Genomic DNA, 13,413 nt, shown 5'->3' on the forward strand with positions numbered 1-13,413 from the left:
CGCCGTCCCGCCCACCCGGCGAGGGGTCCACCGTTTTCCGACGGTGGGCCCCTTCGGCGTCAGAGCCAGCCGCGTCGGGCGACCTGGAACGCCAGCCCGGGCCGGGTGTCCACTCCGGCGGCGGCCATCAGGTCGGCGATCCGTCGCTGCACGGTCCGCCGGCTCACGCCGAGCTGGGAGGCGATGGACTTGTCCGGTACGCCGGCCACGAACAGCGACAACAGCCGTGCCTCGTCGGCATCCGGCTGGTAACCGTCGCTCGGATGGTCCTCGGGGTCCGGCCGCCGGTTCTCGGCCGCCGCGACGCTGAGGGGGTCGTCGAGCCGCAGTCGGGTGGCCACCCGCCAGTGGCTCTCGAAGAGGGCGAGCAGGGCGTCGAGCAGTTGACTGCGACCGATCACCGCGGCGCTCGGCTCCCCACCGTCGCGGTCGGGCACCAAGGGGCAGATGGCGGTGCTGGCGTCCACGATGGCCAGTCGGACCGGCAGCCGGTCCAGCACCCGCGCCTGCTCGCCGGCGGTGACGCCCTTGGCCAGGTCGGCCAGCGCGCCCGGCTCCAGCAGCAGGTCACGCTCGTAGATGGCCCGGTAGGTCACCCCGCGGGCCAGCGCGTCGAACTCCTCGACGTTCTCCGGGCCGGCCATCGCGAGGGGGTTGGCCCGGCAGAACCACAGCACCTCGGTACGCGCCGAATTCTGCAGATCGCGCAAACGGTCCCGCAGGACCCGGGCGCCGGTGATCACCTCGACGAGGTGGTCGACGTGGTGCCGGCGTAGCCCGGATCGGTACTCCTCGGCCAGTTGGGTGACCCGGCGGCGGGCCGCCTCCAGGTCCTCCTGGCGACGCAGCAGCGCCCCGCCGAGGGCGACGTCCGGGGCGGTCGGGCGCAGTGGCGCGTCGGGGTCGGTGTCGGTGGGCTGCACCAGACCCTTGGCGCGCAGGGCCTCGACCTGGGCGACGACCTGCTCGCGGGGGCGTTGCAGACGAGCGACCAGGTCGTCGACGCGCGCCACCGTGAGCTGGAGCAGGCAGCGGTAGAGCTCCTCTTCAGCCGAGGTCAGGCCGATCACGTCCAACACGGGGCAGAACTGTACGTCGGCCGGGTGCCGGCCCCTCCCGGGCCCGTCGGCTGGTCAACTGTCGTGCCTCGCGTCTACTGTCGGTGGCTGTGCTGGAAGAGCTGCGCATCACCGGACTGGGCGTCATCGACGACACCACGCTGCCGTTGACCGGCGGGATGAACGTCATCACCGGCGAGACCGGTGCGGGCAAGACGATGGTCGTCACCGGCCTCGGCCTGCTCTTCGGCGGTCGGGCCGACGCCGGGCGGGTTCGCGCCCAACCCGGCCGGGCGGTGGTCGAGGGGCGGTTGCGCCTGACCGGGCGGGTCGCCGACGCCGTGCACGCGCGGATCACCGAGGCCGGTGGGGAGCCCGACGAGGACGGCTCGGTGCTGCTGAGCCGCACGGTGACGGTGGAGGGGCGCTCACGCGCCCACGTCGGCGGCCGCAGCATGCCGGTGTCGATGCTCGGTGAGGTCGGCGAGCAGGCGGTGGCCGTGCACGGGCAGTCCGACCAGCTGCGGCTGCTGCGCCCGGCCGAGCAGCGGGCCGCACTGGACCGCTTCGCCGGCCCGGCGCACGAGAAGCTGCTCGACGCGCTGCGCGAGGCGTACACGGGGTGGCGGCGGGTGGTCGACGACCTGGCCGACCGGCGGCGCAACGCCCGCGAGCGCAGCCAGGAGGCCGATCTGCTGCGGCTGGGCCTGGACGAGATCACCCGGGTCGATCCGCAGCCCGGTGAGGACGACGAGCTGAAGACCGAGGCGCAGCGGCTGGAGCACGCCGAGGGGTTGCGCACGGCAGCGCAGATCGCCCAGCAGTGTGTGGCCGGTGGCGCCGAGGCCGCCGAGGAGACGCCCGACGCGACGGTGTTGCTCGGGACCGCCCGACGGACCCTGGAGGCGCAGGCCGGCACCGACCCGGCGCTGGGTGAGTTGGCGTCGCGTCTGGAGGAGGCGGCCACGCTGGTCACCGACGTGTCGGCGGAGCTGTCGGCGTACCTGGCGACGCTCGACGCGGACCCGGCCCGGTTGCAGCACGTCTACGAGCGGCGGGCGGCGCTGCGCGCCCTGACCCGCAAATACGCCGACGACGTCGACGGGGTGATCGCCTGGGCCGATCGGGCGCGGACCCGACTGTCCGATCTGGACACCTCCGACGATCTGCTCGACGAGTTGGAGCGGGAGGGTCAGCGGCTCGCCGTCGAGGTGGCCGACCTGGCCGGGCGGGTGTCGGCCTCCCGGCAGGAGGCGGCGGTCCGGTTCGCCGACCAGGTAACGGTGGAGCTGGCCGGGCTGGCCATGCCACACGCGCGCATCGAGGTGGCGGTGCTGCCTCGCCCGGCCGGGCGCGCCGAGCCGACGCTGTCGGTCAACGGTGTCGAGGTGGGTGTCACCCCCGATGGCGGCGACGAGGTGGAGCTGCGGTTGCTGGCCCACCCGGGCGCGCCGTCGTTGCCGTTGCAGCGCGGTGCCTCCGGCGGTGAGCTGTCCCGGGTGATGCTCGCCATCGAGGTGGTCTTCGCGGGCTCGGGTGGCCCGCCCACGCTGGTCTTCGACGAGGTCGACGCGGGTGTCGGCGGTCAGGCGGCGGTGGAGATCGGCCGGCGGCTGGCCCGGCTGGCCCGCAGCCACCAGGTGCTGGTCGTCACGCACCTGCCGCAGGTGGCCGCGTTCGCCGACCGCCACCTGGTGGTGGCGAAGGACACCGGGGGCGCGGTGACGACCAGCGGGGTGCGGGTCGTGGAGGACACCGAGCGGGCCCGGGAACTGGCCCGGATGCTGGCAGGTTTGCCCGACTCCGATCTGGGTATCGCCCACGCCGAGGAGCTTCTGGCCGTGGCCGCCAAGGAAAGGCGGTTGTGACGCCGCGTATTGTGAGCGCAAGCACACCGGCTTGTGCCGACGTGTGCTTCCCTGGGTAGGCGGCCCTGCTCAGGCATGTCGCGACAGAAAAGCCTGCCTCACATGCCAGGATGGTCACGATGCGTCTACCCACGTTGCGCCGAAACAGAAGCTCCGAACCGGGCAGAGTCCTCGGCACCGCGCGCCTTGATCGCCGGACGAAACGCCTGGTCGGTCGGCTGCGCCCTGGTGACATCGCGATCATCGACCACGTCGACCTGGACCGGGTGGCGGCGGATTCGTTGGTAGCTGTCGGTGTCGCGGCGGTGCTCAACGCCAAGCCGTCGGTCTCCGGCCGCTACCCGAACCTCGGCCCGGAGGTCCTGGTCGCCGCCGGCATCCCGCTCCTCGACGACCTCGGCGAGGGCGTCTTCGAACGGATCCGCGAAGGCGACCAGGTGCGCATCGAGGGCAACACGGTCTTCGCCGGTGAGGAGCCGGTGGCTCACGGCAGCCTGCAGGACGCCGAGACGGTCGCCAAGGCCATGGCCGACGCCCGGGAGGGTCTGTCGGTGCAGTTGGAGGCGTTCGCCGCCAACACGATGGACTACCTGCGCCAGGAGCGCGACCTGCTGCTCGACGGTGTGGGCGTGCCGGACATCGACACCCAGATCCAGGGCCGGCACTGCCTGATCGTGGTGCGTGGCTACGACTACAAGGCCGACCTGGACGTGCTGCGCCCGTACATCCGGGAGTTCAAGCCGGTGCTGATCGGCGTCGACGGCGGCGCGGACGCCCTGGTCGAGGCGGGCTACACCCCCGACATGATCATCGGGGACATGGATTCCGTCACCGACGACGTGCTGCGGTGCGGCGCCGAGGTGATCGTGCACGCGTACCCGGACGGGCGCGCCCCCGGCCTGCCGCGGGTCAACGGCCTCGGCGTCCCGGCGGTGACCTTCCCGGCCGCGGCGACCAGCGAGGATCTGGCCATGCTGCTCGCCGACGAGAAGGGCGCGTCGCTGCTGGTCGCGGTGGGCACCCACGCCACCCTTGTCGAGTTTCTCGACAAGGGGCGCGGCGGGATGGCCTCGACCTTCCTGACCCGGCTCAAGGTCGGTGGCAAGCTGGTCGACGCCAAGGGTGTGAGCCGGCTCTACCGGCAGAGCATCTCCGGCTCGTCGCTGCTCCTGCTGGTGCTGTCGGCGATCGCGGCGATGGCATCCGCGGTGGCCGTTTCGACCGTAGGAAAGGCGTACCTGGGCGTCGTCGCCGAATGGTGGGACAATTTCGTGTTCCAGCTGTACCGGCTTTTCTAGTTCCCGACCGATCAAGAGGCTGCAAGCGTGATCAACTTCCGCTACCACGTGGTGTCCCTCACCGCGGTCTTCCTGGCTCTGGCGATCGGCCTGGTGGTCGGCACAGCCGCCCTCAACGGCCCGGTCGCCGACTCCCTCGAGGGGCAGGTCACCGGTCTGCGCAAGGACAACCAGAACTGGCGCCAGACGGTCAGCAACATGGAGAAGCAACTCGGCATGGAGGAGAAGTTCGCCGAGGAGATGTCTCAGGTCGTCCTGCCCGGCACCCTCACCGGACGCCGGGTGGTGGTGCTCAGCCTGCCCAACGGGCGCGACCACACCGAGGGTGTGCTCAAGAAGCTCCAGCTCGGCGGGGCCACCATCACCGGTCGGGTCGACCTCCAGGACAAGTTCATCAACCCGGACAACAACTCCAACCTGCTGGAGTTGGCCGTCACCGCCGCCCGCCCGACCGCGCAGACCACCGGCCTGCCGGGCAACGGGCACGGTGTGGAGACCTCCAGCGCGCTGCTGGCCAGCGTCCTGCTGGACCGGACCCAGGGCACCGCGCCGGTCAGCGACGCCGACCGGCGGGCGGTGCTCGCCGCGTACAACAACGCGGGCTACCTGACCACCGACAGCAACAAGGTCACCGGGTCGGCGGAGGCGGTCGTCGTGGTCAGCGGCCAGCCGTACGTCGACAAGGACTCCGAGAAGCGGGACGAGTCGGTCGTCAAGATCGCCGAGCAGTTCGACCGCACCGGGTCGATCGTGGTCGCCGGCAACGGCTCCGTCGGCGGCAATCTGGTGTCGGTGGTCCGCGGTGACCCGGTGCTCGCCCAGACCATCTCGACTGTCGACAACGCCAACACCGGGCAGGGTCAGCTGGTCACCAGCCTCGCCCTGGTGCAGCAACTCACCGAGAAGAAGGCCGGACAGTACGGCGTCGGCGACAACGCCGCGTCCCTGCTGCCTAGACTGCCCCAGTGAGCGAACGACGTACCCCCGTGTCCGTAATCGACGAGGCGGCGCGAGCGCACCGGAGGGTGGCGTGAGGGCGCTGGGACGGCTGTTGATCGCCGGCGCTGGCGCCGCGGCGGCCCGGTACGCGCTGCGTGAGGTGCGCACCTCACCGGCCGGGCCCGCATTGGACCGCACCAACTTTCGTGGTCGCACGGTGAGCCTGGCCGCCGGGCCGGCGCTCGCCGCGGGTGCTGCCGCCGCAGGCGCGTTCGGTGCCACCAGCGGCGCCTCCGGTGGGGCGGCCCTGGTCGCCGGCCTCGGTGCCGGTGGTGTCGGGCTCTACGACGACGTGGTCGGCGCGCGGCCGGAGCAGAAGGCGGCCAAGGGTTTCGCCGGTCACCTCGCCGCGCTGCGCGAGGGGCGGGTCACCGCGGGCCTGGTGAAGGTCGTCGGGGTGGGCGCCGCCGGGCTGGGCGCGGCCGCGCTGCTGGCCGCCGACCCCCGGGTCGCCGCGCACCCGCGCCGGCAGCGCCACGGCGCGTTCGGGCGGGGCGTCGACGTGCTGCTCGGCGCCGGAGTGATCGCCGGCACCGCCAACCTGCTCAACCTGCTCGACCTGCGACCGGGCCGGGCGATCAAGTCCGGGCTGCTGCTCGCCGCGCCCCTGGCCGGCGGCCCGCACGGCGGGATCGCCGCGGGTGCGGCCGGAGCCGCCGCAGGCCTGCTCCGCGACGACCTGGGCGAGGACGTGATGCTCGGCGACAGCGGGGCGAACGCGCTCGGGGCGCTGCTCGGCGTCGCGCTCGCCGCCCGCACCGGCCCGCTCGGCCGGGCCGGGCTGCTCGCCGTGCTCGCCGGCCTGACCGCCGCGAGCGAGAAGGTCAGCTTCACGTCGGTGATCCAGCGGACGCCGGGGCTGCGCGAGCTCGACGCACTGGGCCGGCGCGCCGACTGACGTGACCCGACCGGCCCCCCTCGCCGGCGCCGGCCGGCTGGCCGGGGCAGCCGCGCTCATCGCCGTCCTCACCGTGGCCAGCCGCCTCGCCGGCTTCGGTCGCACCGCCGTGTTCACCTGGGTGGTCCAGCAGAGCGACCTCGGCGGCATGTACGTCATCGCCAACACAGTGCCCAACATCGTCTTCGAGATCGTCGCGGGCGGAGCGCTGGCCAGCCTGGTTGTGCCCCTGCTGGCCGGGGCCGTGGCGGCGGACGACCGGCGGGCGGTGGCGGCCACCACAGGCGCCCTGCTGACCTGGACGGTGAGCCTGCTGGTTCCCCTCGCCGTGCTCGTCATGCTGTTCGCCGACCCGATCATCTCGCTGATCAGCGAGGGACGCTCGGAGGCGGAGCTCGCCGCCGGGGCCCGGATGCTGCGCGTGTTCGCCCCGCAGCTGCCGCTCTACGGGATCGGCATCGTGCTCACCGGCGTGCTCCAGGCGCACCGGCGCTTCGCCTGGCCCGTCATCGCGCCGCTGCTGTCCAGCCTCACCGTGGTCGTCGTCTACGTGGCGTTCCGCGCGGCGCAGGGACGGGGCGTGTCCGTGGCCCAGGTCGGCCGCAGCGGCGAGTTGCTCCTCTCAGGCGGCACCACCCTGGGTGTGGTCGTGCTGTCTCTGTCGCTGGTGATCCCGTTGCGCCGACTGCGGTTGAGGCCCCGGTTCGGGTACGCCTTCATACCTGACGTGCGGGCGCGCATCGGCGGGCTCGCCACGGCCGGCGCGGTGACGGTGGCGGCACAGCAGGTCGCGCTCCTGGTGATCCTGAACCGTGTCTCCGGCGGCCCCACCGGCTCCCCGCAGGTGTTCAACCTGGCCCAGGCCATCTTCCTGCTGCCGTGGGCGGTCCTGGCCGTACCGCTGGCCGTGGCGTCCTATCCCACGCTCGCCGCTGCCAGCGCCGCCGGCGACGAGGATGGTTACCGGCGGACCCTCTCCGGCACGGTGCGGGGCGTGCTGCTCTTCAGCTGCCTGGGCGTCGCGGCGCTGATCGGCACCGCGCAGCCGATCGCTGCCCTCTTCTACCCGGACAATCCGGCGTCGACCGCTGCGGCGATCACCGGGTTCGCACCGGGTCTGCTCGGCTACGGGCTGTTCGCGATTCTGTCCCGCGCGCTGTACGCGCGGGGCGACACCCGGCCTGCGACCGTGGCGATCACCCTTGGCTGGCTGGTCGTTCCGGCCGTGGCGTTGCCGTTGACGGTGCTGCTGCCCACCGCCGACCGGGTGCTCGCGGTGACGTCCGCCAACTCGGTGGGGATGCTGGTGCTCGGGGCGCTGCTGCTCGCGGCGGTGTTGCGCAGCGCCGGCCGTCCCGCCCTCGCGGGCGCGGCACGGGCCGGGGCGGCCGGTGGCCTCGCCGGTGTGCTCGCGGCGCTCGCCGGGCTGGGCCTGACCCGATGGCTCGACACGCCCGGGGGCGGCACCCCGACGATGGCGGCGGCGTTCGGTCAGGGCATGCTGTCCGGGGTTCTGGTCGGGGTGGTGTTCTTCGCCGTGGTCTGGTTCGTCGACCGGCAGGACGTGCAACCAATGCTCAGCCGGGTGTTGCGCCGTCTGCCTCGGCGGGGGCCACGGGGCCGGGGCGGCGGGCCGACCTCGGGCGCTGTCTCCCCGGAACGGGGCGACGGGAAGGAGACGGCCGCGCGATGAGTGAGCAAGCTCTGCCTGCCGGCTTTTCGGGCAGCGTCGCGTTGGTGCTCGCGTCCAGCACCGGTGGCGTCGGCCAACACGTCCGTTCGGTGGCACGTGGCCTCGTCGCCGACGGCGCCACCGTCGTGGTCTGCGGGCCGGCCGCGACCCAGGAACAGTTCGACTTCACCGGTGTCGGTGCGCGGTTCGCGCCGGTGGAGATCCCGGCCAGCCCGACGCCGGCCGACGCGCGGGCCGTGCTGGCCCTGCGTCGGGCGCTCGCCGGCTCCCGGGTCGACGTGGTGCACGCGCACGGCCTGCGGGCCGGGTTGGTCGCGGTGCTGGCCCGTCCCGCCGCGCCGCTGATCGTCACCTGGCACAACGCGGTGCTCGCCGGTGGACTGCGGGGTGGCATGTCCCGACTCGCGGAGCGCGTGGTGGTCCGTGGTGCCCGGGTGGCCCTGGGCGCCTCCACGGACCTGGTGCGACGCGTCACCGCGCTGGGCGCCACCGACGCCCGACTCGCCCCGGTCGCCGCACCCACGCTGCCCGCGCCCCGTCGACGCCCGGCCGCCGTACGCGCCGAGTTCGGGGTTCGCCCGGACCAGCCGCTGATCCTGTCGGTGGGTCGGTTGCACCCGCAGAAGCGCTACGACGTGCTGATCGACGCCGCCGCCCGCTGGCGTACGCGTACCCCACCGCCGGTCGTGGTGATCGCCGGCAGCGGGCCCGCGTACCTGCCGTTGGCGGCCCGGACGTCCGCGGCCCGCGCCCCGGTCACCCTGCTGGGGCACCGCACCGACGTGGCGGACCTGCTGGCCGGCGCCGACCTGGCGGTGGTGACCAGCGACTGGGAGGCCCGGCAGCTCTTCGCCCAGGAGGCGTTGCGCGCCGGCGTACCGCTCGTCGCCACCGCTGTCGGCGGCTTGCCGGAGCTGGTCGGCGATGCCGCCACCCTGATCCCCGCCGGGGACGTCGACGCGGTCGACGCGGCGGTACGCGCGTTGCTGGACGACCCGGCGGCCCGGGCCGAGCTGGGCCGGCGGGGCGCCGAACAGGCGGCGACGTGGCCGACCGAGACGGACACCGTCGCCACGCTGGCCGCCCTCTACGCCGAGCTGGCCGCCGACCACACCGGCCCGGCAGCCACCCCGGGCTCCGACGCCCCCAGAACGGGACACCGGTGATGTTGCGCCGAATCGCCCCCGCCCTGCTGACCGTGCTCGTGGTGGCGCTGGGTGTCACCGCCCTCGCCGCGCGCCCGACGCAGGACAGCCCGCGACGCACCGCCGACTTCGTGGTGCTCGCCGGGGTCGCGGGGCTGCGCTGGGAGGACGTGGATCCGCAGAGCACCCCGACGCTGTGGCGGATGGCCCAGGAGGGGTCGATCGGCTCGCTGTCGGTGCGTTCGGCACACCAACCCACCTGCCCGGTGGACGGCTGGCTGACGCTCGGCGCGGGCAGCTTCGCCGGGTGGAACGGCAGCCGGTTGCCCGGCGGTTGCCCGGCGGCCGGGGTGGCTGTCGAACAACCCGACGGCATCGGCGCGAACCTGCCGGACCAGGAGAGCGTGGTCCAGTACAACCAGCAGCGCCTGCCGTGGAACGCGACGCCCGGATCGCTGTCGGAGTCGGTGCGCTGCTCCGTCGCCGTGGGCCCCGGTGCGGCAGTGGCCGCCGCGCGACCGTTCGGCCGCGTCGACCGGTACGCCTCGGCCTTGCCCACTGATCCGCGGACTCTGCTGGGCTCCTGCGTGCTGAGCATCGTCGACCTCGGCACTGTCGAGGGGACCGACCCGGCGACCCGCGCCGAGGAGGCCCGGGAGGCGGATGCCCAACTGGCCCGGGTGCTGGCCGCCCGTCCACCGCGGTCGTTGGTGCTGGTAGCGGGGATCTCCGACACCGCACAGCCGTCGCGGCTGCACGTGGCGGTCGCCGACGGTCCGGGCTGGGAGCGGGGGTGGCTCACCTCGGCGAGCACCGGCCGGGACGGCTACCTGCAACTCGTCGACCTCGCGCCGACGGCGCTCGCCGCGCTGGGCCGGCCGATGCCGGAGCGGCTCTTCCTCGGTCGTCCGGCGGTCAGCACCGGCGGCCGTCCGGCCAACCTGGCCGACGCGATCAACGCCCCGGCGGACGCCGATCGGGAGGCGGCCGCCCAGCGCGACGTCTCCGCCGTGTTCTTCACGCTGCTGGCCGGTGTGCAGGTGCTGCTGGCCATCGGCATCCTGCCGCTGCTGCGCCGGGCCCGCCCGCACGCCGGGCCGAGTGGTCCGACGCCCGTCTCGGGGCGGGTCGTCGCGGTGGTGGAGCTGCTGCTCGTCGCCGCGGCGCTGACGGTGCCGGCGGCGTTGCTGGCCGACGCGGTGCCGTGGTGGCAGGGCGAGCACCCCGGGTGGATCTTCGCGGGGGTCACCGCGTTCCTGGTGGCCGCGGGCACCGCCGCGGTGCGGTTCACCCCCGGGTACGCGGGCACCCTCGGCCCGGTCGGCGCGGTGGCCGGCCTCACCACCCTCGTCGTCGGCTTGGACGTCCTCACCGGCGCCCGCCTTCAGCTCAACGGCGTGGTCGGCTACTCCGCTCTGCAGGGTGGCCGATACTCCGGGCTGAGCACGGTGGGGCTGGGAGTGTTCCTCGCCGGCGCGTTGCTCGCCGGCGGCTGGCTGGCCCAACGGGTGCACCGCGGCTGGCGGCCGGCGGTGATGGTGGCCGTGGGTGGCCTCGCCGTGGTGGTGGTCGGCAGCCCCTTCCTGGGTGCCGACCCGGTCGGCGCGATCGCGCTCACCGCCGGGGTGAGCGTCGCCGCCGTGATCAGCGCCGGCGGGTGGTTGACGATCAGCCGGTTGGCCTGGGCCACCATGGCCGCTCTGGCGGTCGGCATCGGCTTCGCCGTGGTGGACCTGCGTCGCCCGTCGGCGGAGCGAGGCAGCCTGGGCCGGTTCCTGTCCGCGCTCGGCGACGGCACCGGCGGGTTCGCCGTGCACCGCTCCAGCACGGAGAACTTCGAGACGTTGGTCAACAGCCCGCTGACCGTGCTGGCGCTGACCGGCGGGTTGCTGGTGTGGTTCGCCCTGTTGCAGCCGTGGGGTGGGCTGATGCGGCTGTTCGGCATCTACCCGGCGGTCCGGGCCGCGTTGGCCGGCACCGTCGTCGCCGCGGTGCTCGGTGGTGTGCTCGACGGCGCGGCGCTGGACGTGATGGGCGCCGCCGCCGCGATGGTGGTGCCGATGGCCGCGTTGGCGTCGCTGCGGGTGCTCGGGCACGCCGCCGACCGGACCCGCCCGGTCCCGGCCCGCTCCTTCGCCGACGGCGCCGACGACGACTCGGGCTCCGGCGGGGTCGGCCCGACCGGTGGCGGCGACGGTCCGACCGGTGGCGGCGGGCCGCTCGGCGCGGTACACCCCCGTCCGATCAGCGGCCCGCCCGCGAGCGCACCACCGCCGGTGACCCCGACCCCGGACGCCCCCACAGCGGACACCCCGACCCCGGACGCCCCGGCCGAGCCCAGCGCCGGCGTCGACGCCCCGGCGGAGCCGACCGACGCCCCGGGGGAGCCGACCGACGCCCCGGGGGAGCCGACCGGTGGTGGGGCCGCCGTGCCGCCCCGGCAGGTCACCCGGTCATCGACCGAGGTTGCCGCTTCCTGAGCGCCGGACCGCCTCCGGATGACCCGCAGGTGTCGCAGCCGGGGTGCGGCCTGCGGGTACCCGCCCGGGAGGTGTTACCGTCGAATCCCGTGGATCGCGTGATCACTTTGCTGATCAAGCACGGCGGTCTGCATGACCGCGACAGACGACACGGGAGCAGGCCTTGGCCCCATCAGCACGGACGACCAGGCACATTTTCGTCACCGGGGGCGTCGCCTCCTCGCTGGGTAAGGGCCTCACCGCCTCCAGCCTCGGCAACCTGCTGACCGCGCGCGGGTTGCGGGTGGTGATGCAGAAGCTCGACCCCTACCTGAACGTCGACCCGGGGACGATGAACCCCTTCCAGCACGGTGAGGTCTTCGTCACCGAGGACGGCGCCGAGACCGACCTCGACGTCGGGCACTACGAGCGCTTCCTCGACCGGGCGCTGTCCGGCAAGGCGAACGTCACCACCGGCCAGATCTACTCCGACGTGATCGCCAAGGAGCGGCGCGGGGAATACCTGGGCGACACCGTCCAGGTCATCCCGCACATCACCAACGAGATCAAGTCCCGGATCCTGGCGATGGCCGACCCGGACGAGGACGGCCACCTCCCCGACGTGGTGATCACCGAGGTCGGCGGCACCGTCGGCGACATCGAGTCGCTGCCGTTTCTGGAGGCGATCCGCCAGGTCCGCCACGACCTGGGCCGGGACAACTGCTTCTACCTGCACGTCTCCCTCGTGCCGTACCTGGCGCCGTCGGGTGAGCTGAAGACCAAGCCGACCCAGCACTCGGTGGCGCAGCTGCGCAACATCGGCATCCAGCCGGACGCGATCGTGCTGCGCTGCGACCGGGAGATCCCGGTGAAGCTCAAGGAGAAGCTGTCGCTCTACTGCGACGTGGACACCGAGGCGGTTGTCGCCGCCCCGGACGCCCCGAGCATCTACGACATCCCGAAGGTGCTGCACCGGGAAGGCCTCGACGCGTACGTGGTGCGCCGCCTCGGCCTCTCCTTCCGGGACGTGGACTGGACCAGCTGGGACGACCTGCTGGAGCGGGTGCACCGGCCCCGGCACACGGTCACCGTCGCGGTGGTCGGCAAGTACGTCGACCTGCCCGACGCGTACCTGTCGGTCAGCGAGGCGATCCGGGCGGCCGGGTTCGGCCATCGGGCCCGGGTGCAGCTGCGGTGGGTGCCCAGCGACGAGTGCGTCACCCCGGCCGGTGCCGCGGCGGCGTTGGCCGGCGTGGACGGCATCCTCATTCCCGGCGGCTTCGGCGTGCGCGGCATCGAGGGCAAGATCGGCACCGCCCGGTACGCCCGCGAGAACGGCATCCCGCTGCTCGGCCTCTGCCTCGGTCTGCAGTGCATGACGATCGAGGTGGCCCGGCACCTGGCCAGCCTGGACGGCGCCAACTCGTTGGAGTTCGACGAGCAGGCAGCGCACCCGGTCATCGCCACCATGGCCGACCAGGAGGACATCGTCGCCGGCAAGGGCGACCTGGGCGGCACGATGCGGCTCGGGGCGTACCCGGCGACGCTGACCGAGGGCTCGATCGTCGCCGAGGCGTACGGCAGCACCGAGATCAGCGAGCGGCACCGGCACCGTTACGAGGTGAACAACGCCTACCGGGACGCGTTGACCAAGGCGGGTCTGCACATTTCCGGCACCTCGCCGGACGGCCGGCTGGTCGAGTTCGTCGAGCTGGACCGCAGCCTGCACCCGTTCTTCGTGGCCACGCAGGCACACCCGGAGCTGAAGAGCCGCCCCACCCGACCGCACCCGCTGTTCGCGTCGTTCGTCAAGGCCGCTGTGGCGTACTCGCAGGCCGACCAGCTGCCGGTCGACCTGGACGCGGCGTCGGAGGCCCCGACGACGCGCAAGGCCGCCCGCAACGGCGCCGCGACCAAGGCCGCGTCCTCCTCGTGAGCGAGCGCAGCGAGCGAACCATCAGGCTCAGCAGCGCGGCGCCTCGCGCCGTCGTCGAG

At 73.5% G+C, this 13,413-nt stretch carries 9 protein-coding genes; 8 read left to right on the forward strand and 1 reads right to left on the reverse strand.

Features of this window, described 5'->3' with window-relative positions; genetic code table 11:
• Positions 1-59 precede the first annotated feature (59 nt).
• Positions 60-1,079 (reverse strand): helix-turn-helix domain-containing protein, encoded by a 1,020-nt coding sequence (locus CLT68_RS18195; RefSeq protein ID WP_099852321.1) that lies wholly within the window; start codon positions 1,077-1,079, stop codon positions 60-62.
• An 89-nt stretch (positions 1,080-1,168) separates the two neighbouring features.
• Here CLT68_RS18195 and recN point away from each other — a divergent pair, with 89 nt between their 5' ends.
• The 8 genes from recN (at position 1,169) to pyrG (ending at position 13,354) form a co-directional block, all read left to right on the forward strand.
• Positions 1,169-2,926 carry a DNA repair protein RecN gene (gene recN, locus CLT68_RS18200; RefSeq protein ID WP_099852322.1) on the forward strand — a complete coding sequence of 586 codons (1,758 nt, stop codon included), beginning with the start codon at positions 1,169-1,171 and terminating at the stop codon, positions 2,924-2,926.
• Positions 2,927-3,045: 119 nt separating this feature from the next.
• On the forward strand, positions 3,046-4,224 hold the full coding sequence (steA, locus tag CLT68_RS18205) for a putative cytokinetic ring protein SteA (protein ID WP_099857308.1): 1,179 nt from the start codon (positions 3,046-3,048) through the stop codon (positions 4,222-4,224).
• A 27-nt stretch (positions 4,225-4,251) separates the two neighbouring features.
• Positions 4,252-5,193, forward strand: a complete 942-nt coding sequence (locus tag CLT68_RS18210; protein WP_088947524.1) for a copper transporter — start codon at positions 4,252-4,254, stop codon at positions 5,191-5,193.
• Between the two features lie 61 nt (positions 5,194-5,254).
• Positions 5,255-6,121 carry a hypothetical protein gene (locus CLT68_RS18215; protein WP_099852323.1) on the forward strand — a complete coding sequence of 289 codons (867 nt, stop codon included), beginning with the start codon at positions 5,255-5,257 and terminating at the stop codon, positions 6,119-6,121.
• Position 6,122: 1 nt separating this feature from the next.
• Positions 6,123-7,814, forward strand: a complete 1,692-nt coding sequence (gene murJ, locus CLT68_RS18220; protein WP_099852325.1) for a lipid II flippase MurJ — start codon at positions 6,123-6,125, stop codon at positions 7,812-7,814.
• Positions 7,811-8,980 carry a glycosyltransferase family 4 protein gene (locus CLT68_RS18225; RefSeq protein ID WP_099852326.1) on the forward strand — a complete coding sequence of 390 codons (1,170 nt, stop codon included), beginning with the start codon at positions 7,811-7,813 and terminating at the stop codon, positions 8,978-8,980. The genes murJ and CLT68_RS18225 overlap by 4 nt, the downstream gene beginning before the upstream one ends.
• Positions 8,980-11,439 (forward strand): hypothetical protein, encoded by a 2,460-nt coding sequence (locus CLT68_RS18230; RefSeq protein WP_486482217.1) that lies wholly within the window; start codon positions 8,980-8,982, stop codon positions 11,437-11,439. The genes CLT68_RS18225 and CLT68_RS18230 overlap by 1 nt, the downstream gene beginning before the upstream one ends.
• 163 nt (positions 11,440-11,602) lie before the next feature.
• The gene (gene pyrG, locus CLT68_RS18235; RefSeq protein ID WP_088947528.1) at positions 11,603-13,354 is read left to right on the forward strand and encodes a CTP synthase; all 1,752 of its coding nucleotides are present in this window, start codon (positions 11,603-11,605) and stop codon (positions 13,352-13,354) included.
• Positions 13,355-13,413: the final 59 nt, after the last annotated feature.

The organism is Micromonospora sp. CNZ299 (genome assembly GCF_002754415.1).